Annotated in this window: 9 protein-coding genes; 3 read left to right on the top strand and 6 right to left on the bottom strand. The window is 63.7% G+C overall.

The genetic code is table 11. The features are described from left to right. Positions 1-195: 195 nt before the first annotated feature. Together ACP7BV_RS22155 and ACP7BV_RS22150 are read right to left on the bottom strand one after the other, a co-directional pair. Positions 196-8,934, bottom strand: a complete 8,739-nt coding sequence (locus tag ACP7BV_RS22155; protein ID WP_426106875.1) for a GH36-type glycosyl hydrolase domain-containing protein — start codon at positions 8,932-8,934, stop codon at positions 196-198. A 649-nt stretch (positions 8,935-9,583) separates the two neighbouring features. Next, a complete protein-coding gene (locus ACP7BV_RS22150; protein WP_426106874.1) occupies positions 9,584-11,665 on the bottom strand; it encodes an aminotransferase class V-fold PLP-dependent enzyme in 2,082 nt (693 codons plus the stop codon). Positions 11,666-11,786: 121 nt separating this feature from the next. Between ACP7BV_RS22150 and ACP7BV_RS22145 the strand changes: the two genes are divergently transcribed. From ACP7BV_RS22145 to ACP7BV_RS22135, 3 genes are all read left to right on the top strand, one after another. After that, entirely contained in the window at positions 11,787-12,272 is a 486-nt protein-coding gene (locus ACP7BV_RS22145; protein WP_426106873.1) for an Lrp/AsnC family transcriptional regulator, read from the top strand. A 43-nt stretch (positions 12,273-12,315) separates the two neighbouring features. Continuing rightward, on the top strand, positions 12,316-13,458 hold the full coding sequence (locus ACP7BV_RS22140; protein WP_426106872.1) for a branched-chain amino acid ABC transporter substrate-binding protein: 1,143 nt from the start codon (positions 12,316-12,318) through the stop codon (positions 13,456-13,458). A gap of 324 nt (positions 13,459-13,782) precedes the next feature. Beyond that, entirely contained in the window at positions 13,783-15,594 is a 1,812-nt protein-coding gene (locus ACP7BV_RS22135) for a DUF885 domain-containing protein (protein WP_426106870.1), read from the top strand. 291 nt (positions 15,595-15,885) lie between these two features. On the opposite strand, the gene ACP7BV_RS22130 is transcribed toward ACP7BV_RS22135, so the two are convergent. The 4 genes from ACP7BV_RS22130 to ACP7BV_RS22115 are packed head-to-tail and all read right to left on the bottom strand — an operon-like array spanning position 15,886 to position 20,639. Then, on the bottom strand, positions 15,886-17,574 hold the full coding sequence (locus ACP7BV_RS22130) for a M14 family zinc carboxypeptidase (RefSeq protein WP_426106869.1): 1,689 nt from the start codon (positions 17,572-17,574) through the stop codon (positions 15,886-15,888). Between the two features lie 13 nt (positions 17,575-17,587). Further along, entirely contained in the window at positions 17,588-19,084 is a 1,497-nt protein-coding gene (locus tag ACP7BV_RS22125; protein WP_426106868.1) for a HAMP domain-containing sensor histidine kinase, read from the bottom strand. Beyond that, positions 19,081-19,989: a hypothetical protein gene (locus ACP7BV_RS22120; protein ID WP_426106866.1), complete on the bottom strand. Its 909-nt coding sequence runs from the start codon at positions 19,987-19,989 to the stop codon at positions 19,081-19,083. Before ACP7BV_RS22120 ends, ACP7BV_RS22125 begins: the two co-directional genes overlap by 4 nt. Beyond that, positions 19,989-20,639: a response regulator gene (locus tag ACP7BV_RS22115; protein WP_426106865.1), complete on the bottom strand. Its 651-nt coding sequence runs from the start codon at positions 20,637-20,639 to the stop codon at positions 19,989-19,991. The genes ACP7BV_RS22120 and ACP7BV_RS22115 overlap by 1 nt, the downstream gene beginning before the upstream one ends. Positions 20,640-21,092: the final 453 nt, after the last annotated feature.

Genomic DNA, 21,092 nt, shown 5'->3' with positions numbered 1-21,092 from the left:
AATATGTAATTGATATAAGTTAAACAAAGCTGAACGTTACTTTCTGCCGGGGAATTTCCCTGCTGGGGAGCAGGATCTGAATATCCCATTTGCACGCAAATCTGCTCGCGGAAATTCATCAAATAAATTTGCGGGGGTGTGGCGGATATGATGAAAATGTCCATTACTGGACATTTTCATCAAGATTTGACGGTTTTAAACAGTTGGCCGGCGCACCTGCAGCGCGACCTGGTGGGTCCGTTCATCGTCCTGCATGACGATCACCATGCCTGCCTGGGCCACGCCATCGATCAGCATGGCGTCGGTATCGCCCGCCGTGACCGTGATCGCATACACCGAGCGGCGGTAGCGGTAGTCCAGCTTGAAGCCCGGCCAGTCGGCCGGCAGCTGCGGCGCCAGCGTCAGGCGCTCTGCGGCCAGGCTTACGCCCAGCAGCGACTCGATCATCAGGCGATACATCCAGCCCGAGGAACCGGTGTACCAGGTCCAGCCGCCGCGCCCGATGTGGGGCGACACTGCATACACGTCGGCCGCCACCACGTACGGTTCCACCTTGTACAGGGCGCAATCGCGCGGGTTCAAGCCGTGGTTGACCGGATTGATCATGCGCAGCAGTTCCCAGGCGCGCTCGGTGTCGCCCATCTTGGCAAACGCCATGGCCGTCCAGATGGCAGCATGCGTGTACTGGCCGCCGTTCTCGCGCACGCCGGGCACGTAGCCGCGGATGTAGCCGGGATTGAGCACGCCGTCGTCAAACGGCGGATCGAGCAGTTGCACCAGGCCGTAGTCGCGCTTGACCAGGCGCGCGTCGACCGCGGCCATGGCTTGCGCGGTGCGCACCTTGTCGGCCGCGCCCGAGATTACGCCCCAGCTTTGCGAGATCGAATCGATCTGACATTCATCGTTGGTGTGGGACCCAAGCGGCGTGCCGTCGTCAAAATACGCGCGCCGGTACCACTGGCCGTCCCACGCATGCGCTTCGACGTTGGCGGCCAGCTTGACCGCTTCTGCGCGGCAGGTGGCAGCAAACGCATGGTCGCCGTGCACCACGGCCACTTCGGAAAAACGCTGCAGCACTTCGTAGAGGAAGAAGGCCAGCCACACGCTTTCGCCCTTGCCTTCGTTGCCGACGCGGTCCATGCCGTCGTTCCAGTCGCAGGTGCCGATCAAGGGCAAGCCATGCTCGCCAAAGCGCAGGCCGCGCTTGATGGCGCGCACGCAGTGCTCGTACAGGTCGCCGGTCTGGCCTGAGCGGTGCGGCATGTCGTAATACGACTCTTCTTCCTGGTTCAGCATGCGCCCTTCAAGGAACGGGGCCGGCTCGGTGAGTACGCTGCGGTCCCCCGTGCCGATGACGTAGCGGTGGGTTGCCAGCGGCAGCCACAAAAAGTCGTCGGAGCAGTGGGTGCGCACGCCGCGGTCCTGCGGCGGGTGCCACCAGTGCTGCACGTCGCCTTCCACGAACTGGTGGCCGGCGCACAGGATCAGGTGCTCGCGCAGCAAGTGCGGTTCGGTGTGGATCATCGCCATCGCGTCTTGCAGCTGGTCGCGAAAGCCAAACGCGCCGCCGGACTGGTAGTAGCCGCTGCGCGCCCACAAGCGGCAGGCGATGGTCTGGTACATCAGCCAGCCATTGGCCAGCACGTCCATCGACGGGTCCGGCGTCTGGACGCGGACCGCGCCCAGCGTGTGGTCCCAATGTGCGCGCACCTTGGCAAAGGCCGCGTTGGCCGCGGCGCTGCCGCTGTACTGCGAGATGATGCCGGTGGCGTCCGCATTCCTGCGCCCGCCCACACCCAGCATGAACACCAGTTCGCGTTCTTCGCCTGGCTGCAGTTCGACCACTACCTGGATCGCCGCGCACGGATCGAGCGCGGCGCCAAGCTTGCCCGACAAGCGTGCGCGCCCCATCGCCGCCGGATTGGCCAGCGTGCGGTTGCGCCCGATGAATTCGGTGCGGTCAGCCGTCACAGTGCGCCCTTGCCCCTCGACGTGGAAAAAGCCCACGCGGCCCGAAAACTCGGTGTTGTAAGCGTTGCGCGCAAACAGCGCGCCACTGACCGGATCGAGTTCGGTCGTCACGTGCATCGACGACTTGGCGCGCAGGTCGCCCAGCACCCATTCCACGTAGCCCGTGGCCGACAGGCGGCGCGGCACGGTGCTGTCGTTGCGCAGCTTGATGACCGAATACTTGATCGATGCGTCCAGCGCGACAAAGGTGGTCAGCTCACTGTAAATGCCTTGCTGCGCATGCTCGAAGATGCTGTAGCCAAAGCCATGGCGCGACACGTACTCGCCGCTGGCCTGCACCGGCAGCGCAGTCGGCGACCAAAAGACGCCGGTCTGCTCGTCGCGGATGTAAAACGACTCGCCGCTGCGGTCCGACACCGGATCGTTGTCCCAGGGCGTGAGGCGGAATTCATGCGCGTTCTCGGCCCAGGTGTAGGCCTGCCCGCTTTCGGAAATCACGCTGCCGAAGTTGGGATTGGCCAGCACATTGACCCATGGTGCGGGCGTACGGTGCTGCGCGTCGGTGCGGATCACGTATTCGCGCCCGTCCGCCGTAAAGCCACCCGTGCCGTTGTGCAAAATGAGTTCGCGCTGCGGCTGCGGTATGCCGGCGCGTAGCTGGTAAGGCTCCTTGCGTTCTTCCGCCATCAGCAAGGCCAGCTTGGGCGTGACCGGCGTGGCGCGCTTGACCTGGTCGGCCAGCGTGCCGGCGCTGTCGGACAGGATCGCGCGCGCCACCGACTGCATCAGCACCCGGTCTTCGTTCGAAATCTGGTCGAGCATGCGGACAAAAATGCCGCCCGGGCGGTCGATCGCCTGGGCGTCGATGCCGGAGGCGATCAGGCCCATGATCTGCTCTTGCAGCAGCTGACGGTAGCCGGACTGGTCTTCGTACCAGATCACCAGATCGACCACCAGCCCTTTCAGGCGCCAGTAAGCGTGCGCCTGCACCATCTGGCGCGCCAGTTCAATATTGGCCGGGTCCTTGATCTGCATGAGCACGATCGGCAGGTCGCCCGAAATGGCGTAGGCCCACAGGCCCGACTGGCCGCGCTGGTTGCGGCTCAGGATCGAGGCGTCGGCCCGCAGCGCAGAATTCGGATAGATCACGGTGCTGGCCAGGCGGCTGTACAGCTGCGCATCCGATTCGCTGGCGTTCAGCTGGCGCAGCACGACCTGGCTGTGGGTCCAGGCCAGTTCGAACACGCGGTCGGCCAGGTGGCGGTCCTGGTATTTGTCGATCAGGTGCAGCGCCGCCTCGCGCGTTTCAGTCATGCCGGTGACAACGTCGAGCGTGACGGTTTCGTCGGGCTTGAGCGTCACCTTGTAGCGGATCGCGACGATCGGGTCGAGCACGGAGCCTTCCATGCCGCCCAGCGGATCGGCTTCCTGCATCGCCAGAGGAGCAACGGTGCTGTTGGCGCGGCCGATGAATTCGGCGCGACTGGTCTCAAACGAGACGTCGACCAGCGCGCCGTCATGCACCGTCATGAGGTTCAGCAGCCACGGCATCTGCTCGTCCTTGGCGCGCGGGCGGCGGGTGCACAGGATGGCGTTCTCGTTGCGCAGTATTTCGGTCTGCACGAACAACTTCTGGAACGCCGGATGGGCGGCGTCGGCTGCAGCGGGCGCCATCACCACTTCGGCGTAGCTGGTAAATTCAATGGTGCGCGTGACGGACGACTTGTTGGTGATGCGCGTGCGGCGCATCTCGATATCGTCTTCGGGCGAGACCACGATCTCGGTATGCAAGTCGATGCCGCGGTCGTGGCGGCGAAATTCCGCCCGTCCTTCCGAGAAAATGACTTCGTATTTTTTTGGCTCGACCATGGTGGGCTGGTAGGTCGTTGACCAGTACTGGCCACTGTCCACATCGCGCACGTAGCAGAAGGTGCCCCAGTTGTCGCAGGTGGCGTCTTCGCGCCAGCGCGTCACGGCCAGGTCTTTCCAGCGGCTGTAGCTGCCGCCGGCGCTAGTGATCATCACGTGGTAGCGCCCGTTCGAGAGCAGCTGCACTTCCGGCTGCACCGTGGTGGTCTGGGTGATGACCCGCATCGGCATGGCGGTCGGCGCCACGGCCGGTGCGCGGATCGCGGCCAGTTCTGCCGTGTTGGAATAAAACGCGCCGGCGCGCGGAACGCGCTCCTGCAGCACCAGCATGGTGGCCTGGAACAGCGGGTCGGACTCGAAGCGCTTTTGCATCGGTCGGTCGTGCAGCAGGTAGCTGATCGCGAGCAGGCCCATGCCCTGGTGGTGGGCCATGAACGAGCGCACGACGGCAAAATTCTGGCCGCGCGGCAGGCGCGTGCTGGTGTAGTCGATCGCCTCGAAGAAGCCGTACTTGCCCATGAAGCCCAGGTCGGCCATACGCTGCAAATTCTCGACCGCCGCTTCCGGCTTGACCATCAGGCTCATCATGGTGGCGTAAGGCGCGATGACGACATCGTCGCCGAGGCCGCGCTTCATGCCGGTGCCGGGCACGCCAAAGGCGCGGTACTGGTAGTTCATGCCGGTGTCCACCGCGTTGTAGCCGGACTCCGAAATCCCCCACGGGATGTCGCGCTGCTTGGCGTAATCGATCTGCGCGTTGACCACGGCGTGGTAGGTCTGGTCGAGCAGCGTGTTGTCGTAGGTCGGCATGACCAGCAGCGGCATTAGGTACTCGAACATCGAGCCGCTCCAGGACAGCAGCAATTGCTCGCCGCTGACGATGCACAGCTGGCGGCCCAGCGCAAACCAGTGCTCCTGCGGGAACTGGCCCTGGGCGATGCCGACAAAACTGCACAGGCGAATTTCCGACGCCAGCAGGTCGTAGCTGGCGCCGTCCAGGCGCCGGTCCGACACGTTGTAGCCGATCGCCAGCAAGTCGGTCGAATGGTTGTACAGGAAGCGGAAGTCCATATTGGCAAAAGCGCGCGCCTCCTCGGCCAGGCGGGCGATCTGCTCCATGCGGCGCTGCGCGCGCTCGCTGCCGCGCCCGACCAGCTCGGCCAGCACTTGCTGGCGTTCGCGTTCGCTCGGCGCCAGGTCGGTGCTGGGACTGCTGGTCAGCGCAAAGCCGGCCAGTTGGCGCAGCGTCGGAATGCGCGACAGACTCGAATCGAAGACGGCGTCCTGCGTCGCATCCATCCAGGGTGTCAGCTCCATCAGTTCGTCGAGCGTGCTGCTGCCTTGCACGGCAAGCTTGGCGGCCCACCATTGCAGGCTCGGGTCGAGCACGCCGGCCAGCGCGGCCAGCACGGCGTCGGCCGCGGCGCAAATGCGCTTCAAGGCGGCGATGATGCCAGGCAGGGCGTCGATCGCGCCCAGCTGCAGCGGCGCGAGCGCGAGCTGCAGCGCGCCCAGCGCCGCCTTGACGGGAGCGGGCGCGTCCTTGGCGTGCTCCTGCACCACGCGCAGCGTGATCTGCAAGCCTTCGATGGTTTGGCGGCTCACGACCGGCTGGTCGGCCAGACTGGTCAAGCCGGGCGCCAGCGTGAGCAAGTGGCCCGCCAGGTTGCCGCTGTCGACCGCCGACACATACTTGGGATGCAGCGGCGCCAGCGAGACGGTGTCGTACCAGTTATAGAAGTGCCCCAGGTGCCGCTCCATGCGCGCCATGGTGCGGAAGGTGTCGTCGCAGCGCTGCAGCACCTGGCCGGCGGTGATGAAGCCGAAGTCCCAGGCGGTCAGGTTGGCCAGCAGCGACATGCCGATATTGGTGGGCGAAGTGCGGTGGGCAACCACCCTGACCGGATGCTCCTGCATATTGTCGGGCGCGAGCCAGTTGTCTTCGGGGCCGGCAAAGGTCTCGAAAAAGCTCCAGGTCTTGCGCGCCAGCGTTTGCAGGAACACGGTCTGAGTCGCGGCCAATTCGGCGCTGGCGCGTTCGATCGGCAGGCTGATCCACCAGGCGATCACGGGCGAGACAAACCACAGCAGCAGTATTGGTGCGGCCACCGGCAGCGCTTCGGCGCGCAAGTAGCCGAGCACCAGCGCAACAGTGACGGCCAGCGCGGGAGCGAACCACATGCTGCGCCAGTTGGACGCCATATCGGTGGAAGATCGGTTCAGGCTGGAGGCGCGCCACTCGAGCAGCTTGCGGCGCGAAACCAGCATGCGGTACAGAGCGCGGGCGATGGCGTCCAGGCTGAAGAACGCTTCGTAGGGTAAAAAGGCGAGCGTGAGCGTCGAGTGACCCAACATCAGGCGCGTGCTTTTCATCGAGGTCGAGAAATGCTGGCGCCACAGGACGTCATGCGGTTTCTCGACCAAGTCCCAGATGGCGCTGATCATGTTCGGCAGGAAGATCACGGCAATCACGGCCACGGTCCAGAACCAGGGCTTGGGCATCAGGGCCCAGCACATCAGCAGCATGGCGGTCAGCACGGCCGGGATCACGCTGCGGCGCAAGTTGTCGAGCAGCTTCCAGCGCGACAGCGCGCTCAAGGGATTTTTCTCGCGCTTGCCGTGCGCGTTGGGCACCGTCGGCAGGAGCCAGGCGGCGATCTGCCAGTCGCCGCGGGTCCAGCGGTGGCGCCGGCTCACGTCGTCGCTGTAGCGGGCCGGATATTCTTCGTACAGCTGGGCGTCGCTGAGCAGGCCGGCGCGCAGGTAGCAGCCTTCGAGCAGGTCGTGGCTGAGAATCTGGTTGTCGGGCAGACGCTCGCCCAGCACGGCCTCGAAGGTGTCGATGTCGTAGATGCCCTTGCCGACGAACGAGCCTTCGTAGAACACGTCCTGGTAGACGTCGGAAACGGTACGGGTGTAGGGGTCGATGCCCGGCTCGCCGCCGCACAGCTGCTCGTAGCGCGACGCGTTTTCGCCCGGCAAAGCGCACGCCACGCGCGGCTGCAGAATGCCGTAGCCTTCGATGACGCGGCGCTCCTTGCTGTCGATCTGCGGGCGGTTCAGCGGGTGCACCATGGTCGCGATGAACTTGCGCGCGGCGTCGCGCGGCAGCTGGGTGTCGGTGTCGAGCGTGATCACGTAGCGCACATTGGACAGGCCGTGGGTGTCGCCCACCACCGCCGCAAAGCGGTCGCGCGCGCCGCCGCGCAAAAAGGCGTTCAGGTCGGCCAGCTTGCCGCGCTTGCGCTCGACGCCGATCCAGGCGCCTTCGCGCTCGTTCCAGCGGCGCGGACGGTGCAGCAGCAGGAACGGTTCGTGGCGCTGCACTTCGATGCGCGCTTCGCCTTCCTCGGAGACGGCTTCCTGCTTGAGGACCTGGCCGTATTTTTCGTTCAGTTCCAAGATAGCGTTGCTGGCGGCGGCGACCAGTTCGGCGTCGCCCGGCATGTGCTCCTTGTCGCCGTCGGCGAAATCGGTCAGCAGGCAAAAGCGCAGGTTCGGATCCCGGTTGGCCAGGTAGCGAACTTCAAGCGCCTCGGCCAGCGAGGCGATGTTGTCCAGGCTGTAGATCAGCGTGGGCACCACCACGATCGAGCGCGCGTCCGACGAAATGCCGTCCTTGAAGTCCATGCGCGGCAGCGGGTGCGGGCGCGTGAGCTGGGTGGCCATCAGGTTGACCAGCGCCAGCGCCAGCTGGCTCGAACCGATCACCGCAAACAGCCCCACCAGCACCAGCAGCAGACCGTCGACGTCGGACAGCTGCGCATGGCGCACGGCGCTGGCGGTAAACAACGCCGTAAAAACAATGATCGCGCCCAGGTAGCTTGAGACGGGCGAATTGCGCGCGTTGCGCTGCATCGCTTCGCCCGCGCCGTAGCGCGCCTGCAAGCGGTGCTCGAGTGTCGGCAAGCCCTTGCCGACCAGGTAGTAGCCCACGTGGCGGGTGCGTTCATCCAGGCCGCCGGCGGCCAGGTCGCGGTTTTCCAGCGCCAGCGCGAGCGCGTGTTCGGCCACCTGCACTTCAGTAAAGGTGCACTGCTTGGCCAGTTTTTCGATGACGTGGCGGTAGTTGTCGCGGGTGGCAAAATCCATCTTGCTGTAGGTGCCGTGCGGGTCCATGCGCAAGGTCTGCTCGACCACGCTCATGGTCTCGACGAACTCTTGCCAGTCCATGGTGCTCAAGAAGCGCAGACTGCCGATGCTGTTGCTGATCGAGACCTGGTCGGCGGCCTGCTGACCGATTTCGGCCGTGATTTGCTGCTCGATGGTCAGTCCCGCTTCGGCCAGGCGCATGGTCACCCATTGCAGCGCCAGCGTCAGCGACGGACCCTGGCCTTGCAGGCGGCGCGCCAGCTCGGCGACAAAGCCGCTGTTCATCGGCTGGCCGGAACGGGCCATGTCGGCAACCAGCAATATCAGATCGCTCGGGTTTTTTTCGGCCGTTTCCGTCATCTGGTCGGCCCAGGTGTTGGCGCGGTCGCGCTGGGTGCGGTTGTCGTACACGCGCGCGGCCACGCGGCGCAGGTTTTCGATCAGCGCCAGGCGCAGCATGATGGGGATGGCCCACAGTTCGCCCAGCTTGAGGGTGGCGCTGTCCTGGTAGGCGTCGACAAAGCGCGTCAGGCTTTCCGGGTCCACGCGCCCGTCGCCGTGCGAAATGATTTCAAGGGCCAGCTGGTACACGCGCGGCGTGCCGTCGGCATCTTCATTGGCCAGGCGCGGCAGCTCCTTGCTGTAATTTTTGGGCAGGTGGCGGCGCGCGGTACGGATCTGCTCTTCGATCAGGTAAAAGTTATCGAGCAGCCATTCGGAGGCGGGCGTGATCTGGCGACCGGTCTTGATCGCCGCCGTCAGTTCGTGGCAGGTTTCGGAAATGACGATCGCGTTTTCGGACAGGCGCGCGAGCAGCTTGTCAGGGCCGCTCTTGGTGCTCAATACATGACGGCTGGCCAGGTGTTTGCCGTGCGCTGCCATTTGGGCCGCACTGAACAATTCCGAGCGTAGGGGGAATTCGTCGGCTTGATCTTCGCCATCGAGCGCAGCGTTGCGCCAGGAATAGAGCGTGTCAGCCAGTATAATTTTTTCTTCGTTCAACAGGGACCTCGCGTGGGCGTGCGTAGCCAAGACGCTGAACAGACAGCGCGTTGCGACCGGGTCGGACGGCTGTTTCCATAATAAAACGAGTGGTCCACGCCTACTGTGCGCCAACGTACACAGCGGGACGCTAATGGCCTGAACCAGCGGAGATCGGCGCAATTAACGCCAGATTGACTGGAATTAGATGCAATGCGGAAATAAAACGGGTGCGCCAGCCACCATTTTTATCGCAGCAATGTTAAAGATTTGAAATTGATATAATGAAATATTCGATATCAGATGCATAAATTTCATTTCCGTGAGAGACTTCAGTTGCGCGCAGAAACTGCACTCCGGGTTTGATCTAGCGCAATATCTGACGGAAACGCGGGTCTAAGCTGGAACTTCCGACGGACCTTTCTTCGAGGAAAATCATGTCACACCACAGATTACCAAGATACAAACAAGTTCAACGGAGCCGGACCGCCATCATGGTCCTGACCATCGCCATCGTGCTGGCCATCGGCGCCGGTCTTGAAGCGAGCGCCGTGCGCCATCAGTCGACGGGCATCGCCACCCACAGTCGCTAACGCTGGCGGCAAAAAAACGGCCTGCCTTCAAGGGCAAACCGCCAAAGGGATGATCGCTGTCGCGAATCTGGTCGCATTCAGGCAGCGACGGCCAGCTCCTCAGGTGCACCCTCAAACTCCAGTACGCCCGCAACATGCCAGGCGTTCTCGTATCCCAGCCGATGCAGACACGCGGCCGCCCGAGCACTGCGAGCGCCGCTGCGGCAGAAAAACACCAGCGGCCGTGGCACTGCTCCTAACCATCCGGGCAAATGATCGGCCAGGCGCGACAGCGGGACGCTGTGGGTCAACCGTCCCTGCAACGAGCCGCAGCGCGAGGCCAGATGTTCGTACGGCTCGCGCACGTCGACCAGCACCGCGTCGGCATGCGCGAGCATGAATGCCGGCAGCGCTGCCGCGTCGAGCGTGCGCTGTACGGCACCCGGTGGCGCGGCGCGCGCCCTGAGCGTGGTGCACGGCAGCTCGTCGCCATCGTTTGACATGCACAAGATCGTGCCCGGCCCCACCAGCGACGCCAACTGTGGCGGGACCGCCGGCCCGATAAACGCAAAGTCGACATCGGCCGGGGCCAACACGCCGTCCCTGGCGCGCTGGCCGAGCAGGTAGATGGCGCCATCTTGCCGCGCAACGCGCACCAGCATGCGCGCGCCCAGACCAAGGGTCTGACTGATGCCCGGCCAGCCCGGCGCGTCGTGGCCGGCGGCGCCATCGCCGCTGCCTTCCAGCAGTGCGAGCAACGCGGCGCGGCCCGGGGCGCCTGATGCGTGCGCCACATGCCCGCAGGTGTCGAGTACGGCGCGCACCTGGTATTGGTGGCCGCCGATGAAGTCGGCGATGCGCGAGGCCAGCGGCTCCAGCGCATCAATGACGATGCAGCTGCGGCTTGCCGCGTCAAGCACCAGCCAGGTGCAGGCGCCGTCCACGCCCAGTTGCATGATGCCGTCGGGAGGCTCGACCGGCATGGCCGACGCGCCCGGAGCGCTGGCCCTGAGCGCTGCGCCGCAACGGGCGATGCGCGCGCAGGCGGCGTCAATAAACCCCTGGTCGGCCATGAGACCGAACGACAGGCGCACCGCCGCTGCGCACTGCCAGTGCGGCAAGTGCATCGCCTCGAGCACGTAGCTTGGCGCGGCCTTCGCCGAGGAACAGGCCGAACCGCCGCTGGCGCGCAGGCCGGCCGCGTCGAACAGGTCCAGCAGCTCCTTGCTCGCCAAGCCGGGAACCGAAAAGTTGAGCGTGGTCGGCAAAGCACCGGCAAACGGCGCGTTGAACACCACACCAGGCAGCGCCGCGCGCAAGGCGCCAGCGAGGCGCTCGCGGAACTGCGACAGCTGCGAATGCGAGCGAAAGGTGGCGCCGTCGCCAAGTGCCTCGAGCACTGCGCCCAGAGCGGCTATGCCGGCCATGTTTTCGGTCCCGGCGCGCAGGCCGCCCTCCTGGCCGCCGCCGCACATCAAGGCCGTATAGGGCGCGCCGGCGCGCACGTACAGCATGCCGATGCCCTTGGGCGCATGCAGCTTGTGACCCGAAAAGGGCGCGTAGTCGATCCGCGTGGCCGCCAGCGACAGCGCCATTTTTCCCAGCGCCTGCACGCTGTCGACCAGCCACAAGGCGGGACCGGCAGCGGCGCCCAGCACCGCGCCGATGCCGTCGAGGTCGGACACGACACCGGTCTCGTTGTTGGCGGCCATGGTGCAGACCATCGCCGCGCGCGGCGCCAGCTGGCCAAGGAGCGCGAGATCATGGCGCCCGTCCTGGTCCACGGGGAGCGCGACTAGTTCGAGCCCGGTGCCCAGCAAGCGGTTCCAGTGGGCCAGGCTCTCGGGTACGGCCTTGTGTTCGGTGGCGCCGTAGACCAGCAGCTCGCCCGCATACTCGCCGCGCAGGCGCCGTTCGCGCACCGCGCACAGCGCCGAGAGCACCGCGCTCTGGATGCCTTCGGTCGCGCCGCTGGTAAAACACAGGCGGCCCGCGCCCACGCCAAGCAGCGCGCAGGCGCGCGCGCGGACCGCGTCGAGCAGCTCTTTTGCGCGCAGCCCGGTGGCGTGGGTGCTGCTGGGGTTTCCAAAGCCTTCGCGCATGGCCATGGCGGCGGCGGCGATGGCCGCAGGCAGCACTGGCGAAGTGGCGTTGGCGTCAAGGTAGATTTCGGTATTCATGGCGGCGAGGTGAGCAGTGGTAACGAATATGATATCGCCTTGTCGGGGACAAGATATGCCAAATGTTCCACATCAGGACTATACTTGAGCATGCTTATGCCATCTTTTGCGGAATTAAAGAATGAATCAACTTGACAAGTTTGATTGTGCAATCCTGGCCGCATTGCAAATCGACGGCACGCTCTCCGTTGCGGCCCTGAGCGAACGCGTCGGGTTGTCGAGTACGCCGTGCTGGAAGCGCCTCAAGCGGCTGGAAGAAGACGGCTACATTGACACCCGCGTGGCCATCGTCAACCGCCAGAAAGTAGGCTTGCCGGTCACCGTTTTCGTCAGCGTCACGACGCCGGAACACGATGAAAAATGGCTCAACCGTTTTGCCGCAGCCGTCATCGCGCTGCCCGAGGTGCAGGAATTCCACCGCATGAGCGGCAGCGTGGACTACCTGCTCAAGGTGGTCACCACCGACATCGGCGGCTACGACCGTTTTTACAAAAAGCTGATCAAGACGGCGCACCTGTCGGGCGTGTCGTCAGCTTTCTCGATGGAACAGATCAAGTTCACTACCGCGCTGCCGCTGGAACTGATTTCGCACGGCCTGACGACTTGAAATCGTGCGATGATTGCCGCTTCTTTTATCGGAGAACATTTGTATGCTGTCGAATAAGAACGTATTGACGCTGGCGACAGCCGCCCTGCTCGCCGCAGTCGTGGCCGACGCGCTCGCCGCGCAGGAGCAAGTGGTCAAGATTGGCGTGAGCGGGCCGCTGTCGGGCACCAACGCCTTTGCCGGCAAGGACAACGAGAACGGCGTGCGCCTGGCCGTTGACGAACTCAATGCCAAAAAAATGACCATCGGCGGTAAAGGCATCAAGTTCGAAGTGGTCTCCGAAGACGACCAGGGAGACCCGAAAGCCGGCGTGAGCGTGGCGCAAAAATTTGCCGACGCCGGCGTGCGCTTCGTTGTGGGGCCGTACAACTCGGGCGTGGCGATTCCCGCCTCGCGCATCTACAACGATGCCGGCATCATCATGTCGACCGTGGGCACCAATCCCAAGGTCACCCAGAGCGGCTACAAGAATGTATTTCGGATTGTCGCCAGCGACAACCAGCTCGGCTCCTCGATGGCCGACTATGCCGCCAAACAGTTAAAGGTAAAAACCATCGGCGTGGTGGATGATCGCACGGCTTTTGGCCAGGGCGTGGCCGACGAATTCGTCAAGCAGGCGAAGAAATCGGGACTCACCGTGGCGGGGCGCGAATTCACGACCGACAAGGCGACCGATTTTGCCGCCATCCTGACCGCGCTCAAGGCCAAAAAAGTGGACGCGATTTTCTTCGGCGGCTATGCGCCGCAGGCCGGCCCGATGGCGCGCCAGATGCGCGCGCTCGGCCTGCAAAACGTCAAGCTGCTGGGCGGCGACACGCTGTGCAGCCCGGAGATGGCCAAGCTCGGGGGCGACGCCGTGGGCGAGAACGTGCTGTGCGCGCAGGGCGGCGCAATCCTCGACAAGCAAGCTGCGGGACCGGCTTTCCAGAAGCGCTACAAGGCGCGTTTCAAACAGGCGCCGGACGTGTACGCGGCCTCGTTCTATGACCAGGCGATGTTCATCGCCCAGGCCATGAAGTCGGCCAACTCGCTCGACCCGTCGGTGGTGGGCGCGGCCATGCACGCGAGCAGCTACCAGGGCGTGGTGGGGATGTATGCGTATGACGCGGCCGGGAACATGCTCAAGTCGGCCGTGACGGTGTACACCTTCAAGAATGGCGCGCCGGTGGCGCTGGCAACGTACTGATAGCTGCCGCCACTGCGTACACGGCGAAGTTTCAGCATGCATGGAACCACTTGCCATCCGAGGAGCCTGCACTTGCACCACATCGTCCTCGCGAACGCGGGGACCCATAGAACTAACGCGTCGTGTTCCTCTTGAATTGATCTGCTTACTATAACTAATTGATTTAAAAGGAATGATTGGCATCCGCTCTATAGGTCCCCGCGTGCGCGAGGACGATGTGGCTCGGCGGCGCCGTCGCCTCCTTTGCGACGGTCACGAACCTGAAGCTCATCAAATTTTAATTGCGCATGCTAGTTGCGCCCACACTCATTGACGGAATCAAAAATGAAAAAAAGCCTCACCCTGACCGCACTGTGCGCCGCCCTGGCCTTCACTTTCGTCCCGGCTGCCGCCATGGCGCAGCCGCCCACCGCCGGCAAGGTCTCCGGCGTTGTCTCCGCCAAGGCGCGCAAGCAGCTCGACCTGATCGCCGACCAGTACTACGACGCCAAGGCGCGCAGCGAGCCGGTGTCTGCCACGGAGAACGGCGACACTCGCTTCGACGACCAGGTCGGCCTGGCGATCGCGCCCAAGATGCGCGCGCGCCAGTTTGCGCTGTACCGCGGTTACCTCAAGCGCCTGCAGGCGATTGACCGCATGGAGCTGGACCTGGGCGCCCAGACCAACTACGACATCCTCGACTTTGAACTCAAGTCCGCCCTATCCTTCGAGCACATTCCCGAACACCTGCTGCCGCTCAACCAGATGGACAGCGTGCCGCTGACGCTGGCGAACTACGCCAGCGGTGAAGCGGCGCAGCGCCTCACCACGGTGAAGGAATACAGGGCTTACCTGAACCGGCTGAACCAGCTGCCGGCATGGACCGACCAGGCCATCGTCAACATGCGCGAGGGGATCAAGACCGGGATCGTGCTGCAAAAAGCGCCGGCGCTGTCGATGCTGCCGCAGTTCCAGAAACTGGTCAGCCCCACGCCGGAAGCGAGCATCTTCTACACAGCCATCAAGAAGATGCCCGCCGCTTTTTCCGCCAGGGACAAGGCTGAACTGACCCGCGCCTACCGCGCCACGATTGCCAACAAGCTCACGCCGGCATTGAAGCGTTTGTCGAGCTTCCTGGAAAAAGAATACCTGCCGGCGACGCGCACCAGCACCGGCTGGAGCGAGCTGCCCGGCGGACGTGAATGGTACCAGCTGGCGGTGGCGGCCCAGACCACCACCAGCCTCACGCCCGACCAGATCCACGAGATCGGCCTGAAGGAAGTGGCGCGCATTCAGGACCAGTATGCGATCGTCGGCCCGAAGATGGGCTACACGGGGCCGGCAGCCGAACTGCCGGGCTGGGTGGCCAAGCAGGATAAGTACCGCCCGTTCAAGTCGGAAAAGGAGATCATCGACGTCTACCGCAAGCTTGACGCGACCTTGCGCACCAAGCTGCCGGCCATGTTCACCTTGATGCCAAAAGCGCCGCTGGACCTGCGCCTGGAGCCTGAACTCACGCGCGAGACGGCGTCGGACCACTACACGGCGCCTGCCGCCGACGGCTCGCGTCCCGGCGTGTTCTGGTCGGTGGTGAACGATCCCACCAAGTACGGCAGCACCGGCATGGTCACGCTGTTCCTGCACGAAGGCCAGCCGGGGCATCACTTTCACATCGCGCTGCTGCAGGAAATGAACCTGCCGAACTTTCGCAAGTTCGGCGGGAACAATGCCTTTACCGAAGGCTGGGCGCTGTATGCGGAAACGCTGGGCAAGGAGATGGGCCTGTTCGACAAGCCGGAGGATTATTTCGGCCACCTGAACGACGAGATGCTGCGCGCCGCGCGCCTGGTGGTCGATACCGGCATTCACAGCAAGGGCTGGTCGCGCGAAAAGGCGATCCAGTACATGCGCGACACCTTGGGCGACTCGGAGGAAGTCACGCGCAGTGCCGTGGAGCGCTACATGGTGTGGCCGGGGCAGGCGCTGGGCTACAAGATCGGCGCGATGAAAATTGCGCAATTGCGCAAGCGGGCCGAGACCGCGCTGGGGGCCAAATTCAGCCTGCCGAAGTTCCATGAGGTGGTGCTGCAGGATGGGACGATGCCGCTGGCGCTGCTGGAGGCCAAGGTGGATCGGTGGATTGAAAAGACGCGCTAACGGCTCGCTTGGCGCAATGCGCGGTCGCTGTTCTCGCGGGGGCGTCTAGCCCCTGCGGTTATTGTTGACCGTAGATCCAGCACCTGGTCATCGTACGCCGCATCAATCGACATGGCTGGCGCCGCTGGAGGCGAGGTGGATGTTGGATTGAGAAGACGCGCTAACTGGCAACCTGGCGGAATGCGCGCTTCGCGCTTTTCCGCCCTACGGTTATCGCGGACCGTAGAACCAGCATAGTCGCAGTCTTGTAGGGCGGAAAAGCGCGAAGCGGGCATTGCGCCAACGCCCGCGTTACAGCACAGACAACACCGGATAGCGCCGCCACTCCGGTTCTACATACCGTTCGCAGTTGGCCAATATAAAATCAAGCACGGCCGCCTGGCTGGCAAGCAGTTCAGGATGCGCCGCCTTCCACGCATCGAACTTCACGCGCAATGCCGGCTCTTCGCGCAGCAGTTCGACCGCGTGATCTTCAAACACATAGTCCGAATACGCTTCCTTTTTCTCGAGCACGCTGTTGAAAAACCCCCAGCGGAAAAAACTGTCATGCCCTTGCGGCTCCAGCGTCTCGATCGCATAGCGCGCCCGGTCCTGGTCAAGATCGATCCACCAGTCGCCGGCGCGCAGCAGCAGCGGCGCCGTGCGTTTTTCGAGCTGCACGTCGTCATGGAACATATGGCCCTCGTACGCGTCAGGCCGCGAAGCGACTGACGTGACGTGGTAATACTGCACTTCGCGCACTTCGTCTGCCTCGATCCGCCGCATCGCCACCCCATTCCACAGCAGCCGCTCGACCGCTTCGCGCCAGGCCTGCGGCACCACGTAGGCGCGCGGCGTGGCGACGACGATGTCGGCCACGAAGTTGTCGTAGTAGGCGATATCGCGCTCCCACGGCGCGTCGCGGTCGTACGACAGGCGCTGGTACTGCCCCAGCTCACTGGCGCTGTACCGGGCTGCATAGCCGCTGAAGCGAAAACTCGATGGCCGGCTCTCGTCCATCGCCCAGTGCAGCGGCCACTCGCGCCGCGCGCGAGCCTCCTGGCGCGCGGCGCGCCGCAGCTGCATGATTGCGCCGGCGTTGGCCACCGTGAAGTCGAGCGCCGTTTCCACCAGCGCGCGCATGGACGCATACCGGTCGGCGAACGGTTTCAACATATGCGTCTCGGGCATGAAGCCGATCGTATGGTGCAGCGCTGCGAAGCCGGTCGAAAAGCGCGCGGTCTCCAAAAATTCAGCGATGCCGTGCTCCGGGCTGTCCTTGACCGGATTGACGTACGGGCAGGTCGGCCAGCCGCGGCGCGCCATCTCGGCGAACATGTGCGGCAGCATGGTCTGTTTCAGGAACGCGCCCAGTGCGCCGCCCAGCTTGTCGGTCTGGGTGTGAATCAGCGTCATGGTGTACGGGTAGTCGGCGCCGTTGGAGGTGTGGGTGTCGACCATCACGTCCGGGTCCCATGCGGCAAACAGCTTGTTGAACACTTGCGCGTTCAAGGTGTCGCACTTGACGAAGTCGCGGTTCAGGTCCAGGTGGCGCGCATTGCCGCGAAAGCCGAACTGCTCCGGCCCGTCCTGGTTCACGCGCGAGGTGTTGGCGCGGTTGACGCTGCCGTCCACGTTGTACAGCGGGACGAACAGGAACACCGTCTTGCCCAGCGCGGCCAGGCGCGCCGGATCGACGCAAAAGTCGCGCACCAGCGCCATGCAGGCGTCGATGCCTTCCGGTTCGCCCGGATGGATGCCGTTATTGTTAAAAAAGACGGGCCGCCCCTCCGCCCTGATCTGCTCGCGGTCGAACACGCCATCGGCGCTCACCACGCCGGCGTGGATCGGCAAGCCGGCGTCGGACATGCCGATCACGGAAAAACCGAGCACGCGCGGGAAGCGCTGGGCCAGGTCCTGGTACCACGCGATGCACTCGGCCCAGGTGGTGCTCTGGTTCTTGTTGCCCTGTTCGTAGGGCGTCTGCAGGTCAATCGTCATGGCGTCGATTCGGTTAAATGTCTTGGTGGGTAGGCAGCGCAATCGAGATCACGGTGCCGCGCTCCGGCTCCGAACTAAATTCGATCTTGCCGTTCAAGGCGTACACGCGCTCGCGCATGCCGATGATGCCGATGCCCGACGACGTGCTGCGGGTTGAAAAGCCGCTGCCGTCGTCGTCGATCTCGATGTGCAGCATGCCTTCGGCGTTGGAGAGCATCAGCGACACTTGCGCATGCGTGGCGCCGGCGTGCTTAAGCACATTGGACAGCGCTTCCTGGATGATGCGGTAGGCGGAAATGGCCAGCTCGTTGCCAAGCTGCGTAAAGTCGCCCTCGGAATGGAACTCGAAACGGCACTCGGGATGGCTGGCGTCGTAGTGGCGGATCATTTCTTCAACCGCGCCGTGCAGGCCAAGCATGTCCAGCACTTCCGGACGCAGGCGGCGTACCAGGCGCCGGCCGCTCGCATACAGGTCGAGCGTCAGCTTGGTGATGGCCTGCGACTTGCGCTTGATTTCTTCGATGTGGACATTGGTGTCGAGCTTGTCGGCCAGGTGCAGGATGCTTTGCGACTCCAGGCGCGCGGCGATCAGCGAAGCGTTGAGCTCGTCGTGAATTTCGATGGCGATGCTCTTGCGCTCGTCCTCGACGATCGAGTTCACCTTTTGAATCAGCTTGCGCTTGTCGGCGTCGGCGCGCAGCGCTTCATTGCGCGATTCGACCAGGTCCTTGGTGCGCTCGGCAACTTTGTTTTCGAGTTCTTCGCGCGACAGGCCCAGCGCCACCGACATCTCGGTGATTGACTCCTGCAGCTCGCCCACTTCGCCGCCGGTGGTCACGGCTAGCGCCACGCGGTAGTTACCGCCGCGGATCTCGCGTAGCGCGCCGATCGAGGAGTTGAGCGGGATGGTCAGGCTGCGCGCCAAAAAGTACGCCAGCGCGCCGGAGACGGCCAGCGCCAGCGCCGCCATCGCCAATTCGATCTGGAAGCGGCGCGCCTGCTTGTCGAGCATGTTCGACGGCGACATCGTCACCCGCACGTAACCCACCAGTTCGGTGGGAAAGGTGGGCGGCTTGGTGTCGCTCGAACCCGACACATGGGGCACGCCGTTGTCCGAGAACAGGTTGATCCACGTGACCTGCTTCATGATCGGCGCTTCGTAGTAGCGGTTCTCGGCGTCGACGGCGGCCTGTGAGGCGACCGTGATGGCGATCTTCTGGCCGGCGTCGACAACGTCGATGCGATAAATGCTTTTGTCGGACTGGACCAGGCCGTTGATGGTCAGGCGCAGGTCGGCCAGGTTGCCCGAGATGACGTTGTATTCGCTCGTTTCGGCCAGCGCCTTGGCCAGGATGCGCCCGCGTTCGGCCAGCTCCTCGGCCACCTGGGCGCGGTGCGAGTACCACGAGTAGCCCATGAAGGACGTGAACAGGAAAGCCACCGGCAGCATGGTGATGAAGGCCATGCGGGTGCCGATGCTCCAGCTTTGCCAGAAGCGCAGTTTTTTCATTGTCGTTTGACTTGAGGTTCGCGCCCGAATTTGCGTGCTTCGTCGGTCACATTCACTTGCAGCGAGCGCGCCACGCCCTGGTTGATGGCGGTGCGAAAGTAGCGCGGAAACTGGGGCGGCCCCAGTTCGCCCGTGGTGACAAAGTCGCTGGCCAGGTCCGCCACATGGGCGTTGATATGCTCGATGTTCGAGTACGTGGTGGCCAGCGCGCCCGCGCGCACCATGTCGGCCGAAAAGCCGATCACGGCCTGGTTGTGGCGATAGGTCGAGAGCAGGATGTTGCGAAAATTCTCGGCCGAATACACGGTGCGGTCGGGCATGGCCAGCAGCACCTGGGCCTGGCCCACGCGGTTGAGCGCAAAGTTGATGTCGTCGCCGTCCGAATAGTCTTCCACTTCCACCGCGGCGGCGCCGCCGAGCACGGGTTTGAGAAACCCGGTTTCATGGCTGACGATGGCGGCCACCCGCACCGGGCGCCGGTACAGCAGCGCAATGAGGCGCAACTGGTCGGCCGGCGCCGGCTCGGCGTAGATGGCGGTCATCGACATCAGACGCGGGGTGGGCAGGTCGGACGTCACCGAGCGCCACACCTGGCTGGAAGTAAAGGCGGCAATCACGACGCAATCGCACTTGCGGGTAATCACGTTGCGCAGCGCGACCGGGCCGATGGTGATGTAGACCATGCGCCGCTTTTGCGCGAGCTCGGTGCGAAAGCCGCCAAAGACCGGCACCAGGCGCTTGTACAGGTCGTCGGTGATGCGGCGCGTGACGGACGAATCGTCGCCGGTGACGATCTGGAAGCGAAAGCCCTGCACGTCGCCGGCGCCGGCCGCACCGCTCCAGAGCAGGCTGGCCCCGGCCAGGGCAAGCGCCAGCAGGCCCCGCGCGCGACTGGCTCCTGCCACTAGGGCTCGATCAGGCCGTGCTTGACGGCCAGCTTGGTGATGTATGCCTGGCGGTGCACGCCGAGCTTTTCCTTGACCGACTGGCTGATGTTGCTGATGGTCTTGGTCGACAGGTTGAGCTTTTCGGCGATCTCGGCGTTGGTCAAGCCTTCGGCCATCAGTTTGAAGATTTCCAGGCCGCGCTGGTCGAGCTGCGACTGGGGCGAAGCGTCGCCGCGCACCGACAGGTTGGCGAGGCGCTCGGCAATTTGGGGCAGAAAATACAGCTTGCCTTCGGCCGCATGGCGCACCGCCGTGGCCAGGTCGGCCGGATCGCAATCCTTGGTGACAAAGGCGCGCGCGCCCAGGCGGTAGGTTTCCTTGATCAGGCTATCCTGGTCGAACTGGCTGAGAAAGATGATCTTTGCGGCAGGGAACTTTTTAAGGATGGCTTCGGCGGCGTCCAGGCCCGTCAGTTCAGTGCCGAAGCGAATGTCGAGCACCAGCACGTCTGGCTGCAGCTCGGCGTACATGGCTGCGGCCTCTTCCGGCGTTTTGGCCTGCCCTACCACGTCCATCCCCACGCCGGCGAGCGACATGGCAAAGCCCGTCATGACAATGGGGTGGTCATCTGCCAGCATGACGCGGATCGATTTTTGCTCAGTGTGCACTTTTGATACTCCTGTGATTACGGCTGCGCTCGCCTTCCTCTGATTACTATTGAATGGCATCAATGTGTGGGAGCGGACGGAATAGGCGAAACGCCAACGCGATTATTTCACACATTGGGGCCTGAAGCGAGCGCCCCGCCCCGCAACGACCGCTGGTACCGGTACCAGGCAGCAAGGCTTGCACAACTGGCGATGCCGATGCTGTTGGCGGCAATACCAACAATAAGCACTAAAATTGCTAGTAACTAGCAATATAAAATTCATTGAACCGATGCAAATCAGCTGGCACAGGCGCGTAGCGAACCTCCGCGCAGGCAGTCTGAACATGGTTCGATCAGCCCTGCCGGGCGCCGGCAGGGTAGCGGAGCACAGGACGGCAAAAAACAACAAGAAATAAAAATGCCATTAAATGGCTTTTGTTTTGCTATGTAATAGCATATATTTTATCCAGAG

It is taken from the genome of Massilia sp. TSP1-1-2 (genome assembly GCF_049896185.1).
Lineage (GTDB): Bacteria > Pseudomonadota > Gammaproteobacteria > Burkholderiales > Burkholderiaceae_D > Telluria_A.
This window is presented reverse-complemented; position numbering and strand designations above follow the sequence as displayed.